Annotated in this window: 25 protein-coding genes and 1 pseudogene; 22 read left to right on the top strand and 4 right to left on the bottom strand. The window is 59.2% G+C overall.

Features of this window, described 5'->3' with window-relative positions:
- Positions 1-51: 51 nt before the first annotated feature.
- The 8 genes from FJU08_RS19955 (at position 52) to FJU08_RS19990 (ending at position 8,410) form a co-directional block, all read left to right on the top strand.
- Positions 52-1,374, top strand: a complete 1,323-nt coding sequence (locus tag FJU08_RS19955) for an ABC transporter substrate-binding protein (RefSeq protein ID WP_407943729.1) — start codon at positions 52-54, stop codon at positions 1,372-1,374.
- 92 nt (positions 1,375-1,466) lie between these two features.
- Entirely contained in the window at positions 1,467-2,369 is a 903-nt protein-coding gene (locus FJU08_RS19960; protein ID WP_141150818.1) for a carbohydrate ABC transporter permease, read from the top strand.
- Entirely contained in the window at positions 2,366-3,232 is an 867-nt protein-coding gene (locus FJU08_RS19965) for a carbohydrate ABC transporter permease (protein WP_141150819.1), read from the top strand. The genes FJU08_RS19960 and FJU08_RS19965 overlap by 4 nt, the downstream gene beginning before the upstream one ends.
- Before the next feature lie 4 nt (positions 3,233-3,236).
- Complete coding sequence (locus FJU08_RS19970) at positions 3,237-4,340, top strand: ABC transporter ATP-binding protein (RefSeq protein ID WP_141150820.1); 1,104 nt, start codon at positions 3,237-3,239, stop codon at positions 4,338-4,340.
- Positions 4,341-4,342: 2 nt separating this feature from the next.
- Positions 4,343-5,449, top strand: coding sequence for a mandelate racemase/muconate lactonizing enzyme family protein (locus FJU08_RS19975; protein WP_141150821.1), 1,107 nt, complete (start codon positions 4,343-4,345; stop codon positions 5,447-5,449).
- A gap of 19 nt (positions 5,450-5,468) precedes the next feature.
- Positions 5,469-6,194 (top strand): SDR family oxidoreductase, encoded by a 726-nt coding sequence (locus FJU08_RS19980; protein WP_141150822.1) that lies wholly within the window; start codon positions 5,469-5,471, stop codon positions 6,192-6,194.
- A gap of 60 nt (positions 6,195-6,254) precedes the next feature.
- Positions 6,255-7,529 (top strand): L-fuconate dehydratase, encoded by a 1,275-nt coding sequence (locus FJU08_RS19985; protein WP_141150823.1) that lies wholly within the window; start codon positions 6,255-6,257, stop codon positions 7,527-7,529.
- Between the two features lie 29 nt (positions 7,530-7,558).
- Complete coding sequence (locus FJU08_RS19990; protein WP_141150824.1) at positions 7,559-8,410, top strand: fumarylacetoacetate hydrolase family protein; 852 nt, start codon at positions 7,559-7,561, stop codon at positions 8,408-8,410.
- Positions 8,411-8,452: 42 nt separating this feature from the next.
- Here FJU08_RS19990 and FJU08_RS19995 read toward each other — a convergent pair whose 3' ends face one another.
- Positions 8,453-8,908, bottom strand: a complete 456-nt coding sequence (locus FJU08_RS19995) for a hypothetical protein (protein ID WP_141150825.1) — start codon at positions 8,906-8,908, stop codon at positions 8,453-8,455.
- 332 nt (positions 8,909-9,240) lie between these two features.
- Positions 9,241-10,029 carry a DeoR/GlpR family DNA-binding transcription regulator gene (locus tag FJU08_RS20000; RefSeq protein ID WP_141150826.1) on the bottom strand — a complete coding sequence of 263 codons (789 nt, stop codon included), beginning with the start codon at positions 10,027-10,029 and terminating at the stop codon, positions 9,241-9,243.
- Positions 10,030-10,218: 189 nt separating this feature from the next.
- Between FJU08_RS20000 and FJU08_RS20005 the strand changes: the two genes are divergently transcribed.
- From FJU08_RS20005 to FJU08_RS20065, 13 genes and pseudogenes are all read left to right on the top strand, one after another.
- Complete coding sequence (locus FJU08_RS20005; protein ID WP_141150827.1) at positions 10,219-11,520, top strand: hypothetical protein; 1,302 nt, start codon at positions 10,219-10,221, stop codon at positions 11,518-11,520.
- Between the two features lie 160 nt (positions 11,521-11,680).
- Entirely contained in the window at positions 11,681-12,880 is a 1,200-nt protein-coding gene (phoR, locus tag FJU08_RS20010) for a phosphate regulon sensor histidine kinase PhoR (protein WP_141150862.1), read from the top strand.
- Positions 12,881-13,245: 365 nt separating this feature from the next.
- On the top strand, positions 13,246-14,277 hold the full coding sequence (locus tag FJU08_RS20015) for a substrate-binding domain-containing protein (RefSeq protein WP_141150828.1): 1,032 nt from the start codon (positions 13,246-13,248) through the stop codon (positions 14,275-14,277).
- Positions 14,278-14,381: 104 nt separating this feature from the next.
- Entirely contained in the window at positions 14,382-15,863 is a 1,482-nt protein-coding gene (gene pstC, locus FJU08_RS20020; RefSeq protein WP_141150829.1) for a phosphate ABC transporter permease subunit PstC, read from the top strand.
- Positions 15,860-17,167: a phosphate ABC transporter permease PstA gene (gene pstA / locus FJU08_RS20025; RefSeq protein WP_141150830.1), complete on the top strand. Its 1,308-nt coding sequence runs from the start codon at positions 15,860-15,862 to the stop codon at positions 17,165-17,167. Before pstC ends, pstA begins: the two co-directional genes overlap by 4 nt.
- 59 nt (positions 17,168-17,226) lie before the next feature.
- Positions 17,227-17,979 (top strand): annotated as a pseudogene (pstB, locus tag FJU08_RS20030) (phosphate ABC transporter ATP-binding protein PstB); the annotation flags it as partial.
- Positions 17,980-18,022: 43 nt separating this feature from the next.
- Positions 18,023-18,736 carry a phosphate signaling complex protein PhoU gene (gene phoU, locus FJU08_RS20035; protein ID WP_141150832.1) on the top strand — a complete coding sequence of 238 codons (714 nt, stop codon included), beginning with the start codon at positions 18,023-18,025 and terminating at the stop codon, positions 18,734-18,736.
- A 25-nt stretch (positions 18,737-18,761) separates the two neighbouring features.
- Complete coding sequence (phoB, locus tag FJU08_RS20040; protein ID WP_141150833.1) at positions 18,762-19,445, top strand: phosphate regulon transcriptional regulator PhoB; 684 nt, start codon at positions 18,762-18,764, stop codon at positions 19,443-19,445.
- 448 nt (positions 19,446-19,893) lie between these two features.
- Entirely contained in the window at positions 19,894-20,244 is a 351-nt protein-coding gene (locus FJU08_RS20045) for a DUF805 domain-containing protein (protein WP_141150834.1), read from the top strand.
- 374 nt (positions 20,245-20,618) lie between these two features.
- A complete protein-coding gene (locus FJU08_RS20050; protein ID WP_141150863.1) occupies positions 20,619-21,314 on the top strand; it encodes an orotate phosphoribosyltransferase in 696 nt (231 codons plus the stop codon).
- Positions 21,315-21,398: 84 nt separating this feature from the next.
- Positions 21,399-22,325 (top strand): carbohydrate kinase family protein, encoded by a 927-nt coding sequence (locus tag FJU08_RS20055; RefSeq protein ID WP_141150835.1) that lies wholly within the window; start codon positions 21,399-21,401, stop codon positions 22,323-22,325.
- A 113-nt stretch (positions 22,326-22,438) separates the two neighbouring features.
- Positions 22,439-23,017, top strand: a complete 579-nt coding sequence (locus FJU08_RS20060; RefSeq protein WP_141150836.1) for a hypothetical protein — start codon at positions 22,439-22,441, stop codon at positions 23,015-23,017.
- 93 nt (positions 23,018-23,110) lie between these two features.
- Positions 23,111-23,686, top strand: coding sequence for a hypothetical protein (locus tag FJU08_RS20065; protein ID WP_141150837.1), 576 nt, complete (start codon positions 23,111-23,113; stop codon positions 23,684-23,686).
- Between the two features lie 6 nt (positions 23,687-23,692).
- Here the strand turns inward: FJU08_RS20065 and FJU08_RS20070 are convergent, their stop codons facing one another.
- Positions 23,693-24,871 (bottom strand): GNAT family N-acetyltransferase, encoded by a 1,179-nt coding sequence (locus FJU08_RS20070; protein ID WP_181409952.1) that lies wholly within the window; start codon positions 24,869-24,871, stop codon positions 23,693-23,695.
- 374 nt (positions 24,872-25,245) lie between these two features.
- Here FJU08_RS20070 and FJU08_RS20075 point away from each other — a divergent pair, with 374 nt between their 5' ends.
- Complete coding sequence (locus FJU08_RS20075; protein ID WP_141150839.1) at positions 25,246-25,638, top strand: DUF2794 domain-containing protein; 393 nt, start codon at positions 25,246-25,248, stop codon at positions 25,636-25,638.
- A 47-nt stretch (positions 25,639-25,685) separates the two neighbouring features.
- On the opposite strand, the gene FJU08_RS20080 is transcribed toward FJU08_RS20075, so the two are convergent.
- Positions 25,686-26,234 (bottom strand): GNAT family N-acetyltransferase, encoded by a 549-nt coding sequence (locus FJU08_RS20080; RefSeq protein WP_141150840.1) that lies wholly within the window; start codon positions 26,232-26,234, stop codon positions 25,686-25,688.
- Positions 26,235-26,301: the final 67 nt, after the last annotated feature.

Raw genomic sequence — 26,301 nt, forward strand, 5'->3', positions numbered from 1 at the left:
TCAAGTCTTTTCTGGCTTGGCATTTGGAAGGTCGAGGAGGAGAAAATGGCAGTGAAACCCTTAACGACGCTTCTGGCGGCGTGCTGCGCGCTTGGCGCGCTCGCGGTCGCCGCTCATGCCGACGACTTCGATTACGGCTCGTTTCCCGACTACACGCTGAAGGTGAAGCTGATTGGCGGCACCCAGTATGAAAAGCTCTACACCCGCATTCCCGAATGGGAAAAGATGACCGGTGCCAAGGTCGAAATCGTGTCCTCGAAGAATCACTTCGATCTCGACCGTGAGATCAAGCAGGATATCGCCGCCGGTTCGGTGAATTGGTGCGTTGGTTCCAATCACACAAGCTTCGCCCCGCAATATGGCGATCTCTATATCGATCTGACGGATTACATTCCCCAGTCCGAACTCGACAAATATGTGCCGGGCACGCTTGCCTCAGCCAAGGTCGACGGCCGTCTGGTCCAGCTGCCACGCGTGACCGATGTTTCCAATCTTTATTACAAGAAGAGCCTTTACGCCGATCCGAAGAACCAGGCGGCGTGGAAGGAGAAATACGGCACGGATCTCGCCCCGCCGAAGACCTTTGACGAGTTTAAGGACCAGATCATCTTCTTTGCCGATCCGCCGAACCTTTATGGCACCGCCTTTGCCGGCAAGGATGAGGGCATGTCCGGCCGCTTCATGGAAATCCTGCGCGCCAATGGCGGCGATATCTTTGATGAAAACCTGAAGCCGATCTTCAATTCGCAGGCTGGCGTTGATGCGCTGAACTGGTTCATTGATATCTACAAGGCAGGCGCCGTACCGGCCGGAACCGTCAACTACACCTGGGATGATATCGGTCAGGCCATGGCCGCCGGTCAGCTCGCCATCGATCTCGACTGGCCGGGCTTTGCCGCCTATTTCTCCGATCCGTCCTCGTCCAAGATCGCCGATGATCTCGGTTATGCGCTGGCCCCGGTCGGCACGTCCGGCAAGCGTGGCGGCTGGTCGGGCTCGCATTCCTTCTCGGTCACTGAGGATTGCGACAACAAGGAAGCGGCCGTTTCCTTCGCCGTCTTCATGACCAATGATGAAAGCGAGATGATGGAGGCCGAGGCCGGCAATCTGCCAACCCGCACCGCCACCTATCCGGCCGTGATCACGTGGTTCAACGAGAACGGCAAGCAGAATCTCGCCCAGATGTTCGAGGTCTGGCAGCAGTCGCTGGCCGATGCGCGCACGCCGCCGCTGATTCCGGAATGGATCGAGGTTTCCAACGTGCTCTGGCCGCAGCTTCAGGCGGCAATCGTTGGCGAAAAGACGGCGCAGGAAGCGCTGGATGATGCCGCCAAGCAGGCGACGCAGATCATGGAAGATGCAGGCTACTACTGAGCCTGATCTCTATCAGCGACCGCCGGATTTGGTCCGGCGGTCATTCCCGGGAAGACCGGTCTCCGACAATCGAACAATTCTGAAGGCGTGACATGAAGTTTCTCAGGTCGCCGAAGGCGACGCCGTATCTGCTGTTGCTGCCGGCCATCATCGTCATCCTCGCGGTGGTGCTGCTGCCACTGCTGGTGTCCTTCTGGACGTCATTTACCAGCTACAATCTCACCAAGCCCCATACGCTTTATAACTTTGTGGGACTGAGAAACTACAAGCGCCTTATGGGCAATGAGGATTTCTGGTGGGCTTTTGGCCGCACCATTGTCTTCATCACCATTGCGCTCAATCTGGAAATGGTGATGGGGCTTGGCCTGGCGCTGCTCATCAACAAGATCACCTGGGGCCAGCGCACGCTCAGAACGGTGATGATGTTTCCGATGATGTTCTCGCCGATTCTGGTGGGTTTCCAGTTCAAATATATTTTCAACGATTCCGTCGGGCTGGTGAACAATGCGCTGTTCTCGCTCGGGCTGATTTCCAAACCCATTCCGTGGCTGGTCAATGCCTGGCTTGCCAATTATTCGATCATCGTTGCCGAGATGTGGATGTCGACCTCGATCTTTGCAATCCTGCTGCTGGCCGGTCTGCTCGCCATGCCGAAGGAGCCTATCGAGGCGGCCAGGGTGGATGGCTGCAATCCCCTGCAGGTGTTCCGCCACATCACGCTGCCCTTCCTGATGCCCTTCATCTGGATTGCCATGACGATCCGCTCGCTCGATGTCGCCCGCGCCTATGACATGGTCAAGATCATGACCAATGGCGGTCCCGCCGGGCGCACCGAACTCATCTGGACGCTGATGACGCGCACCGGATATCAGAATTCACAAATGGGGATGGCCAACGCCATGGGCTATATCTCGATCCTTCTGTCGATCGCCTTCACCATCATGTTCTACAAGAACCTGTCCAAGGCGCGCGTCTTCATGGGAGGCGCCCAATGAGTGCGGCAAAAACCATCGAAAAACCCTGGCAGCGCTGGGGCATCCGCTTCATGGTGTTCTGCGCCATGCTGGTACTGGTTGTGCCGGGCGCCTGGGTGGTGCTGACCGCCTTCCGCCCCAATGTCGAGGTGCTGGCTCGCCCGCCGGTCTGGATCCCGCAGGTCTGGACGCTTGATAATTTCCTCGGCATTTTCGGCCTTCTGCCGGATCGCCAGCAGGGCCTGCCGGTCGGTTCCTATTTCCTGAACTCGATCATCATTTCGCTGACCTCCACCGTGGTGGCGATCCTGGTCGGGATGATGGGCGGCTATGCCTTTGCCCGCTACCGCTTCAGGGGCAAGGGGGCGCTGTTTTTATCCTTCATGCTGTCGCGTACCGTACCCGGCGTGGCGCTGTCGCTGCCGCTCTTCATCATCTGGAGCCGGCTCGGTCTGATCGATACCAAATTCGGCATCATCCTCGTCTATATGGCGATCAACATTCCCTTCACCATCTGGCTGACGGACGGCTTTTTCCGCCAGATCCCGATCGACCTGTCGGAAGCTGCCCAGATTGACGGCTGCACCCGCTGGCAGGCCTTCTGGAAGGTGGAATTTCCGCTGGCCCGTTCGGGCCTTGCCTCGGCGGGCATCTTTGCCTTCCTCACCTCGTGGAACGAATTCGCCCTGGCAAGTCAGCTGACCCGCACCACCGCATCGAAGACCATGCCTGTCGGGCTGATGGATTTCACCGCGCAGTTCACCGTTGACTGGACCGGCATGAGCGCCATGGCCGTCATGATCATCATTCCGGCGCTCATTCTCACCTTCATCGTACAAAAGCATCTGATTGCCGGACTGACGTTCGGTGGTGTGAAAGGATAGTCCCGTGGCCGAAGTGCACCTTTCCAAAATCGTCAAGCGCTATGGATCAATGGACGTTGTCCATGGCATCGATCTCGATGTCGCCCATAATGAATTTGTTGTTCTGGTCGGCCCGTCAGGTTGCGGCAAGTCGACAACACTCAGAATGATCGCCGGTCTTGAGGAGATTTCCGGCGGCGAGCTTCGTATCGGCGACCGCGTCGTCAACGATCTGCCGCCCCGCTCGCGCAATATCTCCATGGTGTTCCAGTCCTATGCGCTCTATCCGCATATGACGGTGCGCGAAAACTTAGGCTTCGGCCTGAAGATCGCTGGGATGAAACCGGAGGAGATCAGGCCGCGCGTCGACGAGGCAGCCGGCATTCTCGGCCTGGAAAGCTTCATGGACCGCCTGCCGGCCAATCTGTCGGGTGGTCAGCGCCAGCGCGTCGCCATGGGGCGCGCCATCGTCCGCCATCCGGATGTGTTCCTGTTTGACGAGCCGCTCTCGAACCTCGATGCCAAATTACGCGGTCAGATGCGCGTCGAGATCAAGAAACTGCATCAGCGCGTCAAGACCACGGTGATTTACGTGACGCATGATCAGGTCGAGGCGATGACGCTGGCCGACCGGATCGTCATCATGCGCGACGGCCATGTCGAGCAGGTCGGCACGCCGACGGAGGTTTTCGAAAACCCGGTCAACACCTTCGTTGCCGGCTTTATCGGCTCCCCGCCGATGAACCAGATTGACGCCACGGTCGAGACGTCCGATGGCGCAGCCGTTGCAAGGCTTTCCGATGGAACATCCGTGCCATTGCCGGCTGATCTTGCTGCCAAAGTGCTGAACGGACAGACGGTGGTGATCGGTTTCCGCCCCGATGCCTTTGCGCCCAAGGGCCATTCGCTGCATCCTGAAGAACGGTCCCTGGAGATTGATCTTGGCGTTGTGATTGCCGAACCGCTTGGGACCGAGACGATCATCTTCACCGAGCTTGCCGGCAAGGATGTCCAGGCCAAGATGCTGGATCCGCGGCCGGTTTCACCCGGTGAGACCCTGACCTTCACGCTCGATCTCGACCGCCTCCATGTCTTCGATCAGGCATCGGGCCGAAGCTTAAGAGCCTGATCATGGCAAAGATCACCCGTGTTGAACTTCAGATGGTCGACCTGAAGCCGAAGGTCAGAAGGGTCGATGCGATCCAGTCCTTCGTCTCGCAGGAAACGCCGATCGTCACGATCACTGATGATGATGGCGCAACGGGCACTGGCTATTCCTATACGATCGGCACCGGCGGCCCATCGGTGATGGCGCTTCTGGAAAGGACACTGGCGCCAGCGCTGATCGGCCGGGAGGCATTGGAGATCGAACGGATCTGGCGCGATCTTCTGTTTTTGACCCATGCAACCTCGGTCGGCGCGATTACGTCGATCGCGCTTGCCGCCATCGATACCGCATTGTGGGATCTGAAAGCGCGAAAGCTCGGCCTGCCGCTCCATCTTCTGGCGGGCGGGGCGCAGGCCTCGGTGCCGCTTTACACCACTGAAGGCGGCTGGCTGCATCTGCAACCCGAAGCCCTCGTTGACGATGCGCTGAAGGCGAAGGCGGAAGGGTTTTCGGGCGCCAAGCTGAAGGTCGGGCGGCCGATTCACGAAGATGTCGCCCGGATTGCTGCGGTGCGAGATGCGGTCGGCCCCGGTTTCGAGATCTTTACCGATGCCAATCAGGCCTTCAGCGTCGACGAGGCTATCCGTCGGGCTCAGGCCTATCAGCCGCTTGGCCTTGGCTGGCTGGAAGAACCGCTTCCGGCGGACGATGTCGCCGGTCATGCGGAACTGTCGCGCCGGACCTCAATCCCGGTTGCGGTCGGTGAGAGCCTTTATGCGCCGGGCCAGTTTCGCGATTATCTGGAGCGCCGGGCCTGTTCCATCGTTCAGGTCGATGTCGGCCGGATCGGCGGCATCACGCCCTGGCTCAAGGTTGCCCATATGGCGGAATGCTTCAACGTGGCCGTGGCACCGCATTTTCTGATGGAGCTGCATGTGGCGCTCTGCGCTGCCGTGCCGAATGCGCGCTGGGTGGAATATATCCCGCAGCTCGACAGCATCACCCATCAGGGTCTGACCATCGAAAATGGTCATGCCATCCCGTCATCTGCGCCCGGTCTTGGCATCGACTGGGATTTCGCCGCGATCGAAAAGGCTTCGATCAAGGGCGCGCATCGCATCATTGCCTGAGCACGAAGAGGAGGCGCTCATGTCCAGTCTTTCCGGAAAAACCTGCCTGATCACCGCCGCAGCCCAAGGCATTGGCGCGGCATCGGCAAAGGCCTTCGCCGATGCCGGCGCCCGTGTGATCGCAACCGATATCAATGCCGAAAAGCTCACCGAACTGCCAGCCGGCATCGAGACCCGGGTGCTGAATGTGCTCTCGGATGCCGCCGTGGCGGACGCCGCCGCCGAGATCGGGCCGATCGACATATTGTTCAACTGCGCCGGTGTGGTTCACAACGGCTCGGTGCTGGAGATGAAGGATGGCGATCTTGATTTCGCGTTTGATCTCAACGTCAAGGCGATGGTGCGCACCATTCGCGCCTTCCTGCCGGGCATGATCGAGAAGGGCGATGGCGCCATCATCAACATGTCCTCGGTTGCCTCCTCCATCAAGGGTGTGCCGAACCGCTTCGCCTATTCCACAACCAAGGCGGCTGTGATCGGGCTCACCAAGGCCATTGCCGCCGATTATGTGACCAGGGGCATTCGCTGCAACGCCATCGCGCCGGGCACCGTCGACAGCCCCTCGCTGCAGGACCGGCTGAAGGCGACCGGTGACTATGAAAAGGCGCGCCGCGATTTCATCGCCCGCCAGCCGATCGGCCGGATTGGTACGCCGGAAGAGATCGCCGATCTCGCTGTCTATCTCGCCGGCGCCACCTATACGACCGGCCAGGCCCATATCATCGATGGTGCCTGGGCCTGCTGACGAGAGCTGAACCGATAACATCAAATGCGGCCTGCCGCCCTGACCGGACCCTGATATCACATGACCAAGATTACCGGCCTTACGACGCATGATCTGCGCTTTCCGACCTCAGCCAAGCTCGACGGATCGGATGCGATGAACCCTGACCCGGATTACTCCGCCGCCTATGTCATTCTGACGACGGACAGCGCGCTTGAAGGCCACGGCCTGACCTTTACCATCGGCCGTGGCAATGAGGTGGTCTGCGCGGCAATCGCCGCCCTGACCGGCCGTGTGGTAGGCCTCGATCTCGACTGGATCGAGTCGGATCCGGGGCGGTTCTGGCGGCATGTCACCGGCGACAGCCAGCTGCGCTGGATCGGGCCGGACAAGGGGGCGATGCACCTCGCCACCGGTGCCGTGGTCAACGCCGTCTGGGATCTGCTGGCCAAGCGGGCGAAGAAGCCGGTCTGGCAGTTCGTCGCCGATATGACGCCCGAGCAGCTGGTCTCGATCATCGATTTCCGCTACCTCACCGATGCGATCACGAAGGACGACGCGCTTGAAATCTTCCGCCGGGCAGAGGCTGGCAAGGCGGAACGGATCGCGGAGCTGAAGGCCAATGGCTATCCCTGCTACACCACCTCTGCCGGCTGGCTTGGCTACAGCCACGAGAAGCTGAGGCGGCTGGCGCAGGAAGCGGTTGATGCCGGTTTCACCCATATCAAGATGAAGGTCGGCCAGGATATGGAGGAAGACGTGGCGCGGCTGAAGATCGTGCGCGAGGTAATCGGTGAAGATCGCACGCTGATGATCGATGCCAACCAGGTCTGGGAGGTCTCGCAGGCCATCGACTGGGTGAGCGCGCTGAAACCCTTCCGCCCCTTCTTCATCGAGGAGCCGACCAGCCCGGATGATGTTGCGGGCCATCGGAAGATCCGCGAGGCGGTGGCGCCGGTCAAGGTCGCCACCGGCGAAATGTGCCAGAACCGTATTCTGTTCAAGCAATTCATCGCCGGTGGTGCGATTGATATCGTCCAGATCGATGCCTGCCGCATTGGCGGGCTGAACGAGGTGCTCTCCGTGCTGCTGATGGCGGCGAAATACGGCCTGCCGGTCTGGCCGCATGCTGGCGGGGTCGGGCTTTGCGAATATGTCCAGCACCTATCGATGATTGATTATCTGGTGGTCTCGGGCAGCAAGGAAGGCCGCGTGATCGAATATGTCGATCACCTGCACGAACATTTTCTGGCGCCCTGCCGGATCGAGAATGCGGCCTATATGCCGCCTGAAAGTCCGGGCTTCTCCATTGAGATGAAATCCGAAACCCTTCATAACTTTGCGCACATGGCCTGACCAAAGGGTCGTGAAACGGGAGAAATACCATGAAACTGCTTCGCCTCGGCGCCAAGGGTGCCGAAAGACCGGCTATCCTTCATATTGACGGAACCTATCGCGATATTTCCTCGCTGGTGGTCGATCTGGCCGGAGACGCCCTGTCTGATGCCGAGCTGGCGCGTATCCGCGCCGCCGAGATCGGCGCCCTGCCGGTATTGCCGTCTGACAGCCGTATCGGTCCCTGCGTCGGCAAGGTCGGCAAGTTCATCTGCATCGGTCTCAATTATGCCGATCACGCCGCAGAAACCGGCGCAACGCCGCCGGAAGAGCCGATCATTTTCATGAAGGCGACCAGTGCCATTATCGGCCCCAATGATGATGTCCGCATTCCGAAGAATTCGGTCAAGACCGATTGGGAAGTCGAGCTCGGCATCATCATCGGCAAGGAAACCCGCTATATCGCGGAAGAAGATGCGCTGTCACACGTCGCCGGTTACTGCGTTGTCAATGATCTGTCGGAACGTGCATTCCAGATTGAGCGCTCGGGCCAGTGGGTCAAGGGCAAGAGCGCCGATACTTTCGGCCCGATCGGCCCTTATCTTGTCACCCGTGACGAGGTTGAAGACCCGCAGAAGCTTTCCATGTGGCTTGAGGTCGACGGTCATCGATATCAGAACGGATCGACGAAGACGATGATCTTCGGCGTTGCCCATCTGGTCGCCTATCTCAGCCAGTTCATGAGCCTGCAGCCCGGTGACATCATCACCACCGGCACGCCGCCCGGCGTCGGCATGGGCATCAAGCCGGAACCGGTCTATCTGAAGGAAGGCCAGACGATGCATCTTGGCATAGAGGGCCTTGGCGAGCAGACCCAGAAGACGATCGCCTGGAACGCCTGAACGTACCGGAGGAATGGGACGGCCCCGGTTGGGGCCGTTCGCTCAGCGCTGCCCTGCCGGTGTCATCAAAGCCGCACCTATCGTGGGGGACCTGCTCCGCATGGCTTCTTCATAGGTGGGTAGCCGATCGATTGCATTTTGGTGGCTTTCAATCTGCCGCTGCGCCAGATTCCGCTCGCTCCGGGCCGCTTCCAGGCGTTCCTGCATCTCGCAGATTCGCATTGCGTAGATACGCCCGTTCATTTTCAGCGTTCGAAGTTGCCCGTCGTCACGCACTTTGCGCTTGATGGACTGATACAGGCTACTCAGTTCTTCGATGCGTTGACGGTTCCGCAGGCGTGCGCCTTTGAGTTCTGCCAGTTGCAGCTTGGAAACCCTGGCTGTCTCTTCGCTTCGGGCAAGGCTTTGCCGCAGTGCGTCAAGATCGTCTTGCGCAAGCGGTACGCTGTCATGCGCAAGTGGTAGGCTGTCATATGATGGAGGGGCAGTTGGTCGCATTTTTTCCTCGCTCGTGAAATTGTCTGACTAAGGGTGAGAACAAATTTCTGTTTTCCAGACGCTGTCCCATCACTTGCATGTTCAAAGGACGTCTGGCCTCGCTTCGATAGTGCGGAGAGATGCCTCGATGTTCTGCTTTCACGGTCTCTTATGAAATGCGTCTGCTTTCCAACATGACCGGTTGGCCATCAGCATCCGGCGCAGCCGCCGGTCCCCACACGCTCCATATTTTCTCTCCCCCAGGAAGCTGGTGCGCGGAATATCGTTCGATTTTTCGCTATATTAAATTCAGTTTCTTTGAAATACGCGCGGGCGGAGACGTTGCCTTGCCGTCACGGATCGCGGGCAATCTCGCCCTCTGCCGGGGCGATCCTGATTTCGGTTTTCCAGTCGTGACAGGCTTTCGTGAGCGCCGGAGACAGTGGCCGGTCGGTGAACACCGTGTCGATATCGGCGAGAGAGGCGATCCTGGCCGGTGCGTTTCGGGAGAATTTCGAATGATCGGCCACCAGGAAGGTCTTGCGGGCGCGGGCAATGGCTGCCTGGGTCACGCCGATCTCCAGCATGTCGAAATCAAGCAGGTCGCCATCCTGATCAAGCGCTGAACAGCCGATAATCGCGATATCGAATTTGAATTGCTCGACGATGCGGTTGGCCAGCGTTCCGACAAGGCCGCCATCGGAACGGCGAAGATGGCCGCCGGCAACCACGATTTCGCAACCGGGATTGGCAACAAGCGTGTTGGCGACATTGATGTTGTTGGTAACGACCATCAGCCGGCGATGGGACAGAAGCGCGTGCGCCACGGCCTCGGTCGTGGTGCCGATATTCAGGAACAGGGCCGCGTCATCCGGCACGGCACTGGTGCAGGCCGTGGCGATGGCCGCCTTTTCTGCCGCCATCAGACCACGCCGGTCGGCATAGCCGATATTGGCGGTCCCGGAGGGCAGGACAGCACCGCCATGGACGCGTGTCAGCTTTCCGGTTTCAGACAGTTTGACCAGATCGCGGCGGATCGTCTGGACCGTGACGCCCAACCGTTCGGCCGCATCTTCGGCGACGATCCGTCCCTCGGCGCGGGCAATCTGCATCAGGTCATTGAGGCGGAAGTTTTCGGCCAAGGGTGTCACTTTCCTGCAGGCATTTCTGTGCGAATGAAAAGGATAGCGCCTGTGCGACCGTTTTGAAACAGTTCGCCTGGCGATGCGGTGTGATGCAATTCTCCACGTAAGCGTCTTCGCTTTTGCCTTGATCCGGCCTATTAAACCCTGTCAATAGCATTTCGGGCCGAACGAACACGGGAATTGATTGTGAGCGGATTGGAAGATGCAATCAGAAAGGCGCTGGAACGCGCCGACCGCAGCGATGCCAATCAGCGCGCGCGTATTTATCAGGCGGCGCGTCAGGCGCTGGATAATGGCCTGCGTAACCAGAATATCACTGATCTTAAAACCGTTTCGCGTCAGCGGCGCAAACTGGAAGAGGTGATTACCGAGATCGAGCGCGCCGAATCAGCGGCCGTGCGCGCCGCGCGGCTGCAGGCGACGCCGGCGCCGCTTTTTGATGATGTCTTTGCCACAGGGCGCACGCCGGACCACGAGGCCGAGCCGCGGGTGAGCGAAGATGTGCCTGATATCTTTGCGCCGGTCGCTGAACCGCAGGTCGAAGCACCGGCACCCGATTTCGCTCCGCAGGAACGCCCTGAGCCTGATCTGGCGATGGCCGATTTCTCCGCCCATGATGAACGGCGTGAAGCGGACCATGCGGTGTTTGAAGAAACGCCGGTTCTGGCCGATAGCGATGCGGCGGCGCCGAGCCTTGTCGCCGAACGGGCGGAAGATGACCGGGCCGCCACGGATGAAGCGGATGTTCAGTCCGGGCTGTTTCAGGCCCAGCATGGTGCCGGTGACGGACTGGCCGCCGGTCGCAGCGAAAAGAAACGCGCCAAACGGGTCAAGAGCCACGAAAGGCGCGAGAAAAAGCAGGCCGCCGTTGAGCGCAAGACCGAAAAGCGTGGTCGCCCGCCCATTCACTGGGGACGTATTGTTGCTTCGGCTGCCGTTGCCGCCCTGCTCGTCGTGGGCATTGTTGTCGCTGGCTGGTGGTGGCTCGTTACCTCCGATGTGGCCGAAGAGAGCGACGCGGTGACCGTGACCGGCGATCCCTCCGAACCGCAGGTCGTCTGGACCGATATGTTCAAGCCCGGTGACACATCCGGGTTTTCAACCGGCGCTGCTGCGCGGGCCGAAGCGGTCAATGTCGAGGGCGAGCCAGCGCTCAGGATCACGGCAATGGCAGAAGGCAGCGAAGGCTCTGTTGCTTTCGCCCTGCCTGCAGCCATTGCGTCATCTGCCGCCACCCGGCCGGTGATTGTCGATTTCGTGGTTCGTGCGCCCCAGGGTGGCGGCCAGCCGGTGGGTATCAGCTGTGCTGATGGCACACTTTCCGGTTGCGAGCGTCACCGCTTCACGGCGCCCTCGCAGAAGGACCATCTGGTCGTCAGGCTTGATCCGGGCGGAACGCCGCCGACCCGCATGATGATTTCGAGCGATCTCAATGGTGATGCCCTGCCGCTTGATGTCTACTCTGTTCAGGCCCGTGTGGTCGAGTGATGCGAAAAAAGATGCTTTTACAACGCGCTTGGCAATATAGCTGTCATGAAAGGGGTGTAGCAGACCCGATCTGACAGTGACCAAGCTTGCGGAGCGCATATTGGAAGAAGGTTCGAAGGCGGGAAGGGGATTGTGGTCCAGAATTGGCCGGGCACGGCTGATGCTGGTTGCCGACACTCTTTTGGCCGGCGGCGCCTTTGCCATAGCTGTTGATCCGGTGGCCATCGGCATTGGCTGGCTTTTTCTGGCCGGTGCGGCCCTGTTTGCCGCTGGCGATCACCCGCCCTCGGCCGTGCATGCGCCGGTCGCTCCGCCGGAAAACGAAACCGGGAACGAAGCCGATCTCGGCGCGGTCACGCCCTTTCTCGATGAGATTGATCTCGGCATTTATGTCTTGTCCGCCAATGGCTCGGTTCTGTTCCAGAACCGCTCCGCCAGCACGACATTTGGTGCGGTACCGGCAGGTGCGCATATTTCGGCGCGTATGCGTGCGCCGGGCGTTCTGGATATCGTTCGCGACACGCTGACGAGCGGGCGTTCCAACCAGATGGAATATTCCGAACGCCTTCCATCCGAACGCGTCTATCTCGTGCGTTCGGTGCCGGTCAGCGGGCTGAACCACGCCGAAGAGACGTCGCTTTTCCTGCTGATGTTCCGTGATATTTCCGAGGCCAGGCGAATTGATCGCATGCGCTCGGATTTCGTCGCCAATGCCAGTCATGAGCTTCGAACGCCGCTTGCCTCGCTGCGCGGCTATATCGAGACCCTGCAGGGACCGGCCAAGGGTGATGCCAAGGCACAGGAGCGGTTCTTGCCGATCATGCTGGATCAGGCCACCCGCATGAGCCGGCTGGTGGATGATCTTCTGTCGCTGTCCCGGCTTGAAGTCCGCGCACATCTGCCGCCCGACAAGGTCGTTGAACTCGGCCCGCTGCTCGAACATGTGCGCGATGCGCTGCTGCCTCTCGCACGCGAGCTTGAGGTTGAAATCGTGCTCGATTTGCCGGACGAGCCCGTGAGCGTCAATGGTGATCATGACGAACTTGTCGAGGTCTTCGAAAATCTGGTCGAAAATGGCTGCAAATACGGTGCTGAAGGTGGTCAGGTCGATGTCGTGCTCCGGGTGATCAAGCCGCGCGGCGCTGAAGTCAGCGTCATCGATCATGGTCCCGGTATTCCGGCAGAGCATGTTCCACGACTGACCGAGCGTTTCTACCGTGTTTCGGTGGCCGACAGCCGTTCGAAAAAGGGCACAGGCCTCGGGCTTGCCATCGTCAAGCATATTCTGACCCGCCATCGTGCAAGGCTTGTCGTGCGTTCCGAGGTTGGCAAGGGAACCGAGTTCACCGTGCGTTTTTAGCACATCGGCAGCCGATTCCTGTTCTTCATCAGGCGTGCGGAGCCTGGATGCGCACAGGTGATGGCGACCGGGCCGTCGTCAAAATGCTTGAAAAAACAAAATCATAAATCGTCATAAATAATTTGCAAAAATGACATAAAACGCTGTCTCGGCGGGACTAGCTCTAACCTGAAATGCTGCGCCGGAGCGGTGGGTTTCAGTTCGCCAGCGGCGACGCAGAAACAGCATTCCGGCATAGCGGTTTCTTAGACAGGATGCCGTCTCAAAAAGCCATTCGTCGGGTGGTATCGCCCGGGACGTAATTTCAGATCCGGAAATGTCGGCGCATAAAGCGTTTTGAACCGGTATCATGCAGGAGAAGCGATATGAGAGGACTGATCTATGCGTTCGCTTCGCTCGTTCTTGCATGTGTGATTGCCAGCGGCGCTGCCGCACGTGACCAGATCCAGATTGTCGGCTCCTCCACCGTCCTGCCCTATGCGCGGATTGTGGCCGAGACTTTCGGTGAGGTTTATGCGCAATTCCGCACGCCGGTGGTGGAATCGGGTGGTTCTGCGGCCGGGATCAAGGAATTCTGCCGCGGTGTGGGAATGGACACGGTTGATATTGCCGATGCCTCGCGGCCGATCACCCCGATGGAAATTGATGCCTGTGCCAAAAACGGTGTCAGTGCCATTGAGGAAGTGAAATTCGGCTATGACGGCATCGTCTTTGCCAATGACGTTTCAGCCCCTCATCTCGATCTGACCCCGGCTGATCTCTATCGCGCCCTTGCTGCCCGCGTCGTTGTCGACGGCAGCCTGGTGGACAATCCCTACAAGCGCTGGTCCGAGGTTAATCCCGATTTGCCGGATCTGCCGATCACCGTCTTCATTCCGGGTGAAAAACACGGCACGCGTGAGGTTTTCGAGGTCAAGCTCCTGGCCGTGGGCTGTGTCGATGCAGGCGCCTATGATGCCTTTGTTGACGAAGGCGGTGCGGAAAGCGCCCATGCCGCCTGCCTCGATCTGCGCAAGGATGGCCGGGCCGTCGATATTGACGGGGACTATACCGAGACGCTGGCGCGCATTTCCGCCAATCGTTCCGCGCTTGGTGTTTTCGGGCTGTCCTTTTATGAAAACAATGTCGACAAGCTCAATGTTGCAACGATTTCCGGTGTGACACCGTCATCCGAAACCGTTGCTTCCGGGGCCTATCCGGTGTCGCGCCCGCTGTATTTCTATGTGAAAAAGGCGCATCTGGACGTTGTGCCCGGACTTGCGGAATATGTCGCCTTCTTCCTGAGCGATGATATGATCGGACCCTATGGGCTGCTTGCCGACCGCGGTCTTGTCGCTGCACCGGAGGCAGAGCGGATGGCCATGCGCCAGCGTGTTGAACGTGGTGAGACATTGTGAGGCGATGATCATATCTGCGTTCAAAGCCTCTCCGTTTTTCTGCAGCACTGTGCAGCGCCGCCGCTTCACCGGGCGCCTTTCTCTGGCCCGTCGGGACTTTTGAGATGTTCTTAACGCTGACCCTGGCTCTGCTTGCCGCCTTCGGTTTCGCCGGTTTTCTGGCGGCCCGCGCCCGCGCCTTTGCCTTTTCAGACGAACGCCGCCGCCCGCATTCCCGGCCCACCTATCACGGTGCTTTTGTCGCTGTCGCAACGGTTTTGCCAGCGCTCATCATTGTTCTTGTCTGGCTGGCGATCAGCCCCGCCATTGTTGGCGCCTATGTCCGGTCCGGCTTTCCCGAAACGCTCTTGGCACAACCCTTGGCCATGCAGGATCTTGCCTATGACACGGTCGCGCAGATTGCCACGGGCCTTGCACGGCTCCCCGCTGGCAGCGTTGCGGCGATCGGAGCCGGTGATATTTCCGTTGCCGATGCCTTTGCCGGGATTGGCATTCCGGTTGCCGACAATCCGTCCCCGGCGCTGATTGATGCGGCTGTCAGGCTTGATCATGCCTGGCGGGTGAGCGGGCTGTGCCTTGTCGGCCTGGTGACGCTTGTTGCTCTTGGCGGCATGGTGCTTTCCTATCGCAGGGTTCGTCCGGCCTTCAGGGCGAGGAGCCGGATCGAACAGTTGATCCTGGCCGGTCTTGTTCTTGCATCGTCGCTGGCTGTACTGACGACGCTTGGCATCGTGCTGTCGATGCTGATTGAGGCGTTGCGTTTCTTTTCCATCGTATCGCCGCGTGCCTTTTTCTTCGGCACGGTCTGGGATCCGCGTTTCGGCCTGGCGGGCGAGAACCAGCCGCCCGGCCAGTTCGGGCTGGTGCCGCTTCTTGCCGGCACGCTTTATATTGCGCTGGTCGCCCTGCTGGTGGCCGTTCCGATCGGGCTTTATGCGGCGATTTATATGGCCGAATATGCCGGTTCACGGCTGCGGCTGGTGGCAAAGCCGGCTTTGGAAGTGCTGGCTGGCATTCCCACCATCGTCTACGGTTTTTTCGCACTGGTGACCGTGGGGCCGTTCTTTCGCGATCTTTCGGCTTCGCTCAACCGGCTTTTCACCGGCGAATACACAGCTTTCATTCAGGCCCAGTCGGTTTTGACGGCTGGCGTCGTCATGGGGCTCATGCTGATCCCCTATGTCTCCTCACTGGCCGATGACATTATCAATGCGGTTCCCGAAGACCTGCGCGAAGGCTCTCTCGGTTTGGGTGCCACCCGGTCTGAGACCATCAAGCGGGTCGTGCTGCCTGCTGCGCTGCCGGGCATTGTCGGCGCGCTGCTGCTGACGGCATCACGTGCCATTGGTGAAACGATGATCGTTGTTCTGGCGGCCGGTGTTGCCGCCCAGCTGCATTTGGATCCCTTCGAGCCGATGACGACGATCACGGTGAAGATTGTCAGCCAGCTGACCGGCGATCTCGAATTTACATCGCCGCAGACGCTGGTCGCTTTTGCGCTCGGGCTGACCCTGTTCGTGCTGACGCTCGGCCTCAACATCTATGCGCTCTATATCGTCCGCCGCTATCGGGAGCAGTATGAATGACCAATGCCGTCGACATACCGGTCCGGACGATGGATGAAAGGCAGCGCAAGCGGCGGCTGAAGCGTCGCTATGCCGCCGAACGGCGTTTTCGGCTGGCGGGAATCGCCGCCATTCTGGTGGGTATCTTTTTCCTTGCGGCGCTGATCTTCAATGTGGTCGAGCGCGGGGCAGGCGCCTTTCGGCAGACCGTGGTGACCCTGCCGATCACCTTTGCAAGTGATTTGATCGATCCTGCCGGTCAGCATGTCAATGATCCCGAGCGGCTCAGCACGCTCAACTATATGCCGCTCGTCTCGCAAGCGCTGGATCAGGTTCTCGGCATTGCTCCCGACGACAGAGACGCCAGCCGTCAGGCCATGCGGCTGATCTCGCTCAGCGCGCGTTTTACCCTGCGCGATATGGTGGTGGCTGATCCTTCTTTGTTGGGGCGGACCGAGCCGGTCGCGCTTCTGGCCTCGTCGGCACTGGATACGATCCGCAAGGGCGGCACAGCAGTACGGCCGGATGAGGTGGTGTTGAAGGCCTATATCGGCAGCCTTGACCAGCAGGGTCTGTTGGGATCGCGTTTCAATACGGGCCTGTTCGTCAATGGGGCATCCAGCCGTCCGGAGGCGGCCGGTATCGGCGTGGCCATGGCCGGTTCGCTCAGCATGATGGCGATCGTGCTGGTGCTGTCGCTGTCCATCGGCGTGGGCGCGGCGATCTATCTGGAAGAATTCGCCCCGCGTAATCGCTTCACGGATCTCATCGAGGTCAATATCAATAATCTTGCTGCCGTGCCGTCAATTGTCTTCGGTCTCCTGGGCCTTGCCGTTTTCATCGGTCTCCTGGGCCTGCCGCGCTCCGCTGCCCTTGTCGGCGGTCTGGTACTGACGCTGATGACGTTGCCGACCATCATCATTGCCACACGGGCCGCTCTTGCCGCCGTGCCGCGATCGATCAGGGAGGCCGCACTTTCGGTGGGGGCATCGCGGGTTCAGGTGGTGTTTCACCATGTCCTGCCGCTGGCCATGCCCGGTATTTTGACGGGAACGCTGCTTGGTCTGGCTCAGGCTTTCGGTGAGACGGCGCCACTGCTGCTTGTCGGCATGGTTGCTTTCGTTGCCGATTATCCGTCAAGCCTGCTTGATCCGGCGACGGCATTGCCGGTGCAGATCTATATGTGGGCGGGCGAGGGGCAGGAGGCCTTTGTCGAGCGTACCGCGGCAGCCATCATCGTGCTTCTGATGATTCTGGTGGCGGTGAACCTGACGGCAGCACTGTTGCGGCGGCGCTTCGCCAGGCGGCGGCAGGAACGGCGATGAACAGGATTTCAGGGCCGCATGAGGTCCAGGCAACGGATGTTGAGATGAACGCAATGCGATACAAGATCGTCGGCGAACAGGTTTCGGTCTTCTACGGCGAGAAGAAGGTGCTCTTTGATGTCGATCTGAAGATCCGCGCCAATGCGGTGACCGCCCTGATCGGTCCGTCCGGCTGCGGCAAGTCGACTTTTCTGCGCACGTTGAACCGGCTGAATGACACCATCGACAATTGCCGGATCACCGGCCGCATTCTGCTGGATGGCGAGGATATTCATTCGCCCGATCTCGATGTCGTCGAGCTTCGTGCCCGTGTCGGGATGGTGTTCCAGAAGCCAAATCCCTTTCCAAAATCGATCTATGAGAATGTCGCCTACGGGCCGCGGATCCACGGTCTTGCCAGGAGCCGCAGTGAATTTGACGCCATCGTTGAGACCAGTCTGGTCAAGGCCGGGCTGTTCAATGAGGTCAAGGACCGGCTGCATGAGCCTGGCACCAGTCTTTCGGGTGGCCAGCAGCAGCGGCTGTGCATTGCAAGGGCGATTGCCGTGAGCCCTGAAGTGATCCTGATGGATGAGCCCTGCTCGGCGCTTGATCCAATCGCCACGGCACGGGTCGAGGAACTGATCTTCGATCTGAAGGAAAACTACACCATCATCATGGTGACCCATTCGATGCAGCAGGCTGCCCGCGTTTCGGAGCGAACGGCCATGTTCGATCAAGGCCACATGGTGGAAGAAAACGACACGGATGTGATTTTCACCAATCCGGCCGACAACCGCACCCAGGATTACATCATGGGACGCCTCGGATAACGGTCTGGCGCGGGAAAACCTCGCGGCCGCAAAGGAATGAGACATGGCCCCTTCACATATTCTGACAGCCTATGATCAGGAACTGAAATATCTGCAGCGTCGCATTTCCGAAATGGGCGGTCTTGCCGAGGAAATGGTCGGCGAAAGCGTGCGTGCGCTGGTCAATACCGACAGTGCGCTGGCGCAGAAGGTCATTTCCGATGACCTGATGCTGGATGAGGCCGAGCGCGAAATTGGCGATAAGGCCGTGGTGGTGATTGCTAGGCGCCAGCCTGTGGCTGCTGACCTGCGTGAGATCATGGGGGCGATCCGGATTGCCGCCGATCTGGAGCGGGTCGGGGATCTCGCCAAGAACACGGCCAAGCGGGTGATAGCGGTGCAGGGCACCGGCGTGCCGCGCAAGCTTGCTCACGGTATCGAGCATCTGTCCGAACTGGCGCTGATCCAGCTGAAGGAAGTGCTGGACGTCTATACGGCCCGTCAGCCGGAAAAGGCCAATTCGATCCGCGAACGTGATGATGAGATCGACGCGATCTATACATCGCTGTTTCGTGAACTCCTGACCTATATGATGGAAGATCCGCGCAACATCACGACTTGCACCCATCTTCTGTTCTGCGCCAAGAATATTGAGCGCATCGGTGACCATGCGACCAATATCGCCGAGATGATCTACTATATTTCAACCGGGTCGCAGCCGCAGGGTGAGCGCCCGAAACATGATCGCTCGACCGCTGTCGGCTCCGACGACATCTGAAGCTTTCCGAAGGACGGAGTGAACAATGGTTCCGAAAATCGCCGTGGTGGAAGACGAGGAGGCGCTGAGCGTTTTGCTGCGCTACAATCTCGAAGCCGAAGGTTACGAGGTCGAGACAATCCTCAGGGGGGATGAGGCCGAAATCCGGCTGCAGGAATGGGTGCCTGATCTGCTGCTGCTTGACTGGATGCTGCCGGGCGTCTCCGGCATCGAGCTTTGCCGGCGCCTGCGGATGCGGCCCGAAACCGAGCGGCTTCCGATTATCATGCTGACGGCACGCGGGGAAGAAAACGAGCGTGTGCGCGGCCTTGCCACCGGTGCCGATGACTATGTGGTCAAGCCCTTCTCCACGCCAGAACTCATGGCGCGCGTGCGGGCGATCCTGCGTCGTGCCCGACCGGAAGTGCTTTCCACCGTCCTCAAATGCGGGGATATCGAGCTTGATCGTGAAACCCATCGCGTTCACCGCAAGAACCGCGAAGTGCGGCTTGGGCCGACAGAGTTCCGTCTTCTTGAATTCCTGATGAGTTCGCCGGGCCGGGTTTTCTCACGTGCGCAACTGCTCGATGGTGTCTGGGGACATGATATCTATGTAGACGAGCGCACCGTTGATGTTCATGTCGGGCGGCTGCGCAAGGCGTTGAATTTTTCGCAAATGCAAGACGTTATCCGCACAGTACGCGGCGCGGGCTATGCGATGGAAGTCTGATCTGCGACGGATTTGAAGCATCATATATTTTATATTTCGAATATATGATGCTTCAAGATTCGAATATTCCTTTTTGACCCGTCTTTTACGGGTTTGATACGGCATTTTTGCTTTAATTCTGAATTCTCCGTTGTCTATTTCCTGACATATGCTACGTTTTTATGAAATTTCCAGTTGACTTTAATGCGCTTGTTTCTTGTTTTGTTTTTGTATGCGAATGATCGCGCTATCACATTCCAATGCGGAAATGAGTGCAGTGCAGAATGGATCCGTAATCAGAGTGCCGGTTTGAGTTTCACCAGGCAGAGCCACTCTCCCGGAGGGCATTTGCGAAGCGCTTCGTTGGTTTGGCCAACATAGATAGCGCGGTGAGCCAGGTTCGGCGACAGACAGCCTGCGATCCCGTGGGGGGAGGGCGTTGTCTGGAAACGACGAAGGGACTGCCGAGATGTCATTCAAAAGCAATGTTTCGCTCGCCATGTCGAAATACAGTGTTCTTCACGGGCGTTCGAGCCGTCGGGAATTCTGGTGCTTTGCCGCGATCTTTATACTCGTCAATATCGCGGCTGTTGTTTTCGATTTCTTCTTCTGGGGCTCGCCGGCGCTCAGCATGGTCGTGTTTCTGGGGTTTCTTCTGCCTTTTGTCTGCGTCAGCGTTCGCCGATTTCATGATATCGGGCGCTCGGGCCGCTGGCTGGTTCTGTATCTTGTACCAATCCTGGGGGCGCTTGCTGTTCTTGTCATGTCTGCTCTGCCCGGCGTAGAGCAGGGCAACCGCTACGGGCCGAAACCTTTCTGATTGGCTGCGCAAAAATAATAAAACGATTTAATTTCTGTCATTGCGATGTTTCGGATTCCCGCTATTTTGGTGCCGTTTCCGGAAGTTTCGCCTGTGGCCTTTGTCGTGTTGAAAGCCAAGGTAGCTGGAAAGATGCGTTTTTCCGCTCTCCTGCCGAAAAAGGGCATTTCTGACCGGAAAAGACGATGAAATCTATCTCAGGTGCTTGACTGAGTGCCTCTTCAGCCTGCATCCGCTAATGCGTTGAGCGTTGCCCCTGGCCTACCAGGACGCTCTCATGGTTGGAAATTGCGTATCGCTTGCGCGAAGACAGGCTGTGGCGGCCTGGCGTCGATACGGATGCCGAAAAGGCGACAGTGACGAAAGGGAATGTGATGAGCCACGCCAGTTTTGCCGAGCCGGAAGTCATGGGTGATCTGATGGCCAGAATGCTTTGGGAGATCGGCGCGGTGCATTTCTCGCCCGATGAACCCTATAAGCTGGCTTCAGGCCTTGTCAGCCCGGTCTATATCGACTGCCGCAAGCTGATCTCCTATCCGCGCATCCGCACGACACTGATGGATTTCGCCGCAGCGACAGTGATGCGCGGTGCCGGTTTTGAGGCTTTCGACTGTGTCGCAGGCGGGGAGACAGCCGGCATTCCCTTTGCCGCCTTCCTGGCTGAACGCCTTGATCTGCCGATGATCTACTGCCGCAAAAAACCGAAGGGGCATGGCCGCAATGCCCAGATCGAGGGTTATCTGCCAAAGGGGGCACGCGTGCTTGTGGTGGAGGATCTGACGACTGCCGGTGGTTCCATGTTTACCTTCATCAATGCGATCCGCGCGGCTGAGGGGATTGTCGAACACGGTCTGGCCCTGTTTTTCTATGACATTTTCGCCGAGGCACCGAAGCGCTTCAGCGAAGGCGGCGTGAGCCTGCACCACATCGCCACCTGGCGTCACGTTCTGGCCGTGGCGCGTGAAAAGGCGCTTTTCGGCGAAGACAAGCTGAAGGCGGTTGCCGCGTTCCTCGATCATCCGATGGAATGGTCGCGTGCCCATGGCGGTCTTGATGAGCTGATCGTCTGAGGTCGGCGGAAATCGGCGAAATCTCCGGGTCTGCCGGCGTTCAGAGCGGACAGACCCGGAAAAATGTCTGAAAGGGAGAGAGACATGATCCTGTGTTGCGGCGAAGCCTTGATTGACATGTTGCCACGCGAAACAACCAAGGGGGAGACCGGCTTTGCCCCTTACGCCGGTGGCGCGGTCTGCAATACCGCCGTGGCACTGGCGCGGCTGAAGCGGGATACCGGTTTCTTCACCGGGCTTTCCAGCGATCTTATGGGTGATGTCATTCGCGAAAAGCTCGATGCCTCCGGCGTCGATTACAGCTTCTCCGCCATTTCCGACCGTCCAACGACGCTGGCCTTCGTCAAGCTGGTTAACGGTTCGGCATCCTATGCCTTTTACGATGAGAATACGGCCGGGCGCATGATCTCGATCGAGGATCTGCCGGTGATCGGCGACGATGTGTCGGCGATGCATTTCGGCGCCATCAGCCTTATCCCGGAACCCTGCGGCGCCACCTATGAGGCGCTTTTGCTGCGTGAGGCCGGCCGCCGGGTCATCTCGCTCGACCCCAATATCCGTCCGGGCTTCATCACCGACCAGGCCGCTCATGAGGCCCGGATCCGTCGCATGGCGGCAAAATCGGATATTGTGAAATTCTCTGATGAGGATCTCGACTGGTTCGATCTGTCGGGCAGCATGGATGACAAGGCCCGCTTCTGGCTTGAAGCCGGTGCAAGCCTCGTGATCGTCACCTGCGGCGCGGATGGTGCGATCGGCTATTCGGCCGAGCACCGTGTGGAGGTTCCGAGCGAGAAGGTTGAAGTGGTCGATACGGTCGGCGCTGGCGATACATTCGATGCCGGTGTGCTCGCTTCGCTCGACATGGCAGGGCTTTTGAGCGTTGAGAAAGTGGCGGGGCTTTCGAAAGAGGCCATCGCCGATGCGCTGGCGCTGGGGGCAAAGGCGGCCGCCGTCACGGTCTCGCGCGCTGGTGCCAATCCACCCTTTGCCAATGAGATTGGCCTTTGAGACCGTCGGAACTTGTCCCCGAAGACGTGGCTAAAGAATTTTACAATTCAAAGGCTTGAGATTAATCTCATAAATGTTGGACTGTCTTGTGTCTGCATATGGGGGGCTTTGAATTGCAGCTTTTGAAAATGATCTGTGCCGTTCTTGCGGCAGGCCTTTTGCTTGCGTCCTGTTCGACGGTGCCGTCGGACCGGGATATCAGTACGCTTTTGTCATTCACCACGCTCGACATGGATCCGGCCACGCTCAGCGTTGCGGTTGAGAAACCGCGCTGGCTGGCGCTTGCTGGCGATGGCGCGGAATTCGGTCTTGTCGCCAAGGCCGATGGCTGGAAGACACGGAGCATTACACTTGGCCTTGATGAGGTCGGGCGCAAGGATCTTGCCGGGAATCGCGAGCGGGTGCTCTTTGCCGTCAAGCCATCCGAAACCGTGAAAATCGAACAGATGCGCGACTGGATCCAGGCAAGGGCCAAGTCCAAGATCAAAACGGCCTATTTCGTCTATATCAATGTGACGCCTGATCTTTGCGATCTTTCGCGTGCCCTGCAGAAGGGCGACAGGGTGAAATTTGACGTCTTCCTGCGCACCGAACCATCCGGTTCCTATACCAGGGCTTCGACAACACGCATCATTCCGACGCGGGAGGGGCCGGGCATAGAGATGCCGGAAACCTGTGAGACGCCTGCCTGATCCCTGTGCCGGGCAGCTGTTTACAGCGTGTTAAGTCTGATCGCCTATCTTGACCGAAAATTAACCATGATGGCGGTTGGGCTTATGCGTTTGATGTCACGATGGATCGTTTCGGCGGGGCTTTCATCGCTTGCCCTGATTTCGGGCTGTTCGCTCTTTGCACCGGCGCCGGATCCGTTGCCCTCGCCGGTCGCCACCAATCCCGCAGCGCTCAGAATTGCCATTCTCGCACCTGAAGCGCTCAAACTGCCATCCTCTGGTGTGACGATGACTGTGTTCCAGCAAGATCCGGCCGGCAAGACCATTACCAGCGACTATAATCTTGTGGCGGTTTCCGACCCGACTGAAGCCCAAGGGCTTTCGGCCGCTGTGAAACCCGGCCAGGTCGTTCATGTTCTGCGGCTGCGGCCTGCCGATGCGCTCGATCTGCGCGAGCAGCAAGCCGATATGGCGGCGGTGCGGGCTGGAGGGGGCGATGTTCGTCCTGGCTTTTCGGTCGGGCTTGACCGGGCCTGCTGGAAGGGCGGCAGTGCTGAGGGGGCTGCTCCGGTCAATATTCTGATTGAGGGCGACAATGATTCGGGCTTCCACCCGCTCGTTGCCGATATCGACATCGCCGCTCTTCTGGCGCGACCGGCCGGATCCGGCCTCAAATCCTGCAAATCCTGAACGGCTTTACACGCTGCCGGCCTGGGCCGCTTCATCATGATAGGCGGCGATCCTGTCGACGTCGCGCTCGCATTCGGGTCGCAGGCCGATGATCAGCGTTGCGCGGCCCTCCTCCTCAGGCCAGATGCTGCAGGCGAGGCGGTCGCTATTGTGGCTTGCGGTCCGTGTTGCGGCAATATTGGGATCGGTCGGATTCCATTCACCGAGGCGTAGCAGCAATTGTTCATCCAGCGCATGATCGGCGAAATCGGGATGAACATAGATCTGCCAGACCCAAGCCTCTCCAGCAAGCACGGGCTGCCAGAGCGCTGCAACGAGCGCGCCATGGTGCTTCAGCATATAGAGCCTGAGATGGTCACGCGCGGAAAGCTGGCGGGCGATTGCGCCGAGACCTTCGAGATCGGCATGAGCTCCGCGCCTGTCTACAAGTGGCGCCAGCATCGCGATATGCGCTTCAATTTCACGCGGATTGCGCGCCATCTCAAAGGCAAGGCCATCCGGCCCTGAAAGGGAGGTCCATTTCTCCAGCATCGCGGTCCAGCGGTGACGTTGATCGGCTGATGGTGAAGGAGATGTCAGGCCGGCCGGCGTCAGGATCTTCTGCCGGCGCGAGGCTGAAACCCGGAAAAACAGACCGCGCGCGGCTGCTGCTGCCCGGGCATAGCGCATGAAGGGGCCATCGGCGACGAGCCCCTCGAATACCAGAACGGGCGGCAGGTTGACCAGCTGACCGCCCAGCGCGTCGAACAGCTGGTCAAGGGTTGCCATCGGGCTCTTGCGCGCAATCAGCGGCGCGGCGTAGGCAATATCGGGCATGGCCCAGGCGCGGATCACGCCGAGCCCGGCCTGGCTTTCGATGCGAAATGGCAGTGCAGCATCCAGCTGCATGGCACCGCCAGCCTGAGCATCACCGATCATCGCCAGCCTGAGGGTGTTTTCCGTGCTTCTGAGTGCGGTGAAGGTAAAGGCGGCGGTGTGAAAGACATTGGGTTCTATCGCGTCGATGGCGAGGCGCTCCAGGGCGCTTTCAAACTCTTCTGGCACACGCGAAAAGACAGAGAATTCCCCCCCGGTCCTCAGTTCAAGACGCAGGTCCGGAACAGTCCGTCCGGCGCGGACCACGGAAAGCTTGGTCTTCAGCCGCGAGGGCGGTCTGGGACCGATGTCACGCCGGATGATGCTCATGAGGATGCACCCCCCGTCAGGGTCATTTTCCCCGGCTTTCCTGCCGCATGCCATTGATCCCTGGCCTTGGGAAGCACCACGCACCGGATCAGTGCACCGCGCGTTGTCTGCTCCGGCACGATGCAACGCGACGCCGTTTCTGTCGACGGCTTCTGGCAGATTGGCGCGGACGCGATGGCGGACGGTTTTGGCATGATACGCGATACTGGATCAGGTGGATCTTTGTTAAGAAAAACTAAGGCCTCAAGGTTAACAAAGCGTTCGGAAAGCGGCCCGCCATTCCGGCTTTTCCCCACATGTTTGCGGCGGGACTTGCAATTTTGACTGAAGCGTTCAGACTGTCTCAAACCTGTCATGTTGAAACAGGAGTTTAGATGGCGGAAGAGCGGGAAGCCAAGCAGACAAGCGGCCGCATAGCAGCCGTGGTGGATCTCGGGCAATATCGCAGCAACAGCGGCAAGGAAGCCCTGCCGGTCACCTTTCACCGGCGCGAACTTGATGCAATCCTCTGGATTTACGGCCGCATGGTCGGCGAGGGTGAATGGCGCGACTATGCTATCGACCATATGAAGGATTGCGCGGTTTTTTCAGTGTTCAAGCGATCGGGAGAGATGCCGCTTTTTCGCATCGAGAAAAATCCGAAACTGGCGGCGAAACAGGGGGCCTTTTCTGTCACCAATACAGCTGGCATGGTGCTCAAGCGCGGCCATGATCTCAGACAGGTGCTGAAAGTCTTCGATCGCAAGCTGAAGCTTGTCGAAAAATAGCGATCTTCCATTGCCCGCAGAGGGTCACCGGTGCCGGAACGGCCGTCTCACATGACGCCGGGATAACGGCCGGTATCGGCCAGCGTCGTCGTGCCATCGCCGAGACTTTTCTGCATGAAAACGGTATCCAGCCAGCCGCCATGCTTGAAACCAGTGCCCTCCAGCCTGCCGGCATCGGCAAAGCCGAGACCGCGATGCAGCGCCACCGAGGCGGGTGCCGCGCCGCCGATAACGGCGATCATCTGCCGGAAGCCCAGAGCCTGCGAAGCCTCGATCAGGCTTGAAAGCAGCGCCTTGCCGATGCCGCGGCCGCGCTGGTCTTTGGCGATATAAATGGAATCCTCAACGATCCAGCGATAGGCCGGTCGGGTGCGGAAGGCCGAGGCATAGGCATAGCCAATCAGCGTTCCGTCTTCATCTGTGGCGGCAAAATAGGGATAGCGTTTTTCAAGGATCGCATCCATGCGGGCGTGCATCTCAGTCTCATCCGGCGGGTCGAGCTCGTAGCTGGCCGTGCCGTTCAGAACACTTTCGGCATAGATGGCGGTGATGGCAGGGAGGTCGTCGTGGCCTGCGGGGCGGATGGTGATGGTCATGGGCAGAAAGTCTCGTCTTTTCCCCATGACTGTGGGGCGCATTTCCGTCTTTGGCAAGCACAAAAAA

Origin of the sequence: Martelella alba (assembly GCF_006516955.1) — a bacterium.
GTDB lineage: Bacteria > Pseudomonadota > Alphaproteobacteria > Rhizobiales > Rhizobiaceae > Martelella > Martelella alba.

Bases quoted from the DNA above. Each gene is read 5' to 3' on its own strand.
- pstA (WP_141150830.1), top strand. From the start codon at position 15,860: ATGACCAATGCCGTCGACATACCGGTCCGGACGATGGATGAAAGGCAG.
- phoR (WP_141150862.1), top strand. From the start codon at position 11,681: ATGCTGGTTGCCGACACTCTTTTGGCCGGCGGCGCCTTTGCCATAGCT.
- FJU08_RS20075 (WP_141150839.1), top strand. From the start codon at position 25,246: ATGGCGGAAGAGCGGGAAGCCAAGCAGACAAGCGGCCGCATAGCAGCC.
- FJU08_RS19965 (WP_141150819.1), top strand. From the start codon at position 2,366: ATGAGTGCGGCAAAAACCATCGAAAAACCCTGGCAGCGCTGGGGCATC.
- FJU08_RS20065 (WP_141150837.1), top strand. From the start codon at position 23,111: ATGTCACGATGGATCGTTTCGGCGGGGCTTTCATCGCTTGCCCTGATT.
- FJU08_RS20055 (WP_141150835.1), top strand. From the start codon at position 21,399: ATGATCCTGTGTTGCGGCGAAGCCTTGATTGACATGTTGCCACGCGAA.
- FJU08_RS20045 (WP_141150834.1), top strand. From the start codon at position 19,894: ATGTCATTCAAAAGCAATGTTTCGCTCGCCATGTCGAAATACAGTGTT.
- phoB (WP_141150833.1), top strand. From the start codon at position 18,762: ATGGTTCCGAAAATCGCCGTGGTGGAAGACGAGGAGGCGCTGAGCGTT.
- FJU08_RS19995 (WP_141150825.1), bottom strand. From the start codon at position 8,908: ATGCGACCAACTGCCCCTCCATCATATGACAGCCTACCACTTGCGCAT.
- FJU08_RS20015 (WP_141150828.1), top strand. From the start codon at position 13,246: ATGAGAGGACTGATCTATGCGTTCGCTTCGCTCGTTCTTGCATGTGTG.
- FJU08_RS20070 (WP_181409952.1), bottom strand. From the start codon at position 24,871: ATGAGCATCATCCGGCGTGACATCGGTCCCAGACCGCCCTCGCGGCTG.
- FJU08_RS20080 (WP_141150840.1), bottom strand. From the start codon at position 26,234: ATGACCATCACCATCCGCCCCGCAGGCCACGACGACCTCCCTGCCATC.
- phoU (WP_141150832.1), top strand. From the start codon at position 18,023: ATGGCCCCTTCACATATTCTGACAGCCTATGATCAGGAACTGAAATAT.
- FJU08_RS19980 (WP_141150822.1), top strand. From the start codon at position 5,469: ATGTCCAGTCTTTCCGGAAAAACCTGCCTGATCACCGCCGCAGCCCAA.
- FJU08_RS19990 (WP_141150824.1), top strand. From the start codon at position 7,559: ATGAAACTGCTTCGCCTCGGCGCCAAGGGTGCCGAAAGACCGGCTATC.
- FJU08_RS20050 (WP_141150863.1), top strand. From the start codon at position 20,619: ATGAGCCACGCCAGTTTTGCCGAGCCGGAAGTCATGGGTGATCTGATG.
- pstC (WP_141150829.1), top strand. From the start codon at position 14,382: ATGTTCTTAACGCTGACCCTGGCTCTGCTTGCCGCCTTCGGTTTCGCC.
- FJU08_RS19985 (WP_141150823.1), top strand. From the start codon at position 6,255: ATGACCAAGATTACCGGCCTTACGACGCATGATCTGCGCTTTCCGACC.
- FJU08_RS19960 (WP_141150818.1), top strand. From the start codon at position 1,467: ATGAAGTTTCTCAGGTCGCCGAAGGCGACGCCGTATCTGCTGTTGCTG.
- FJU08_RS19975 (WP_141150821.1), top strand. From the start codon at position 4,343: ATGGCAAAGATCACCCGTGTTGAACTTCAGATGGTCGACCTGAAGCCG.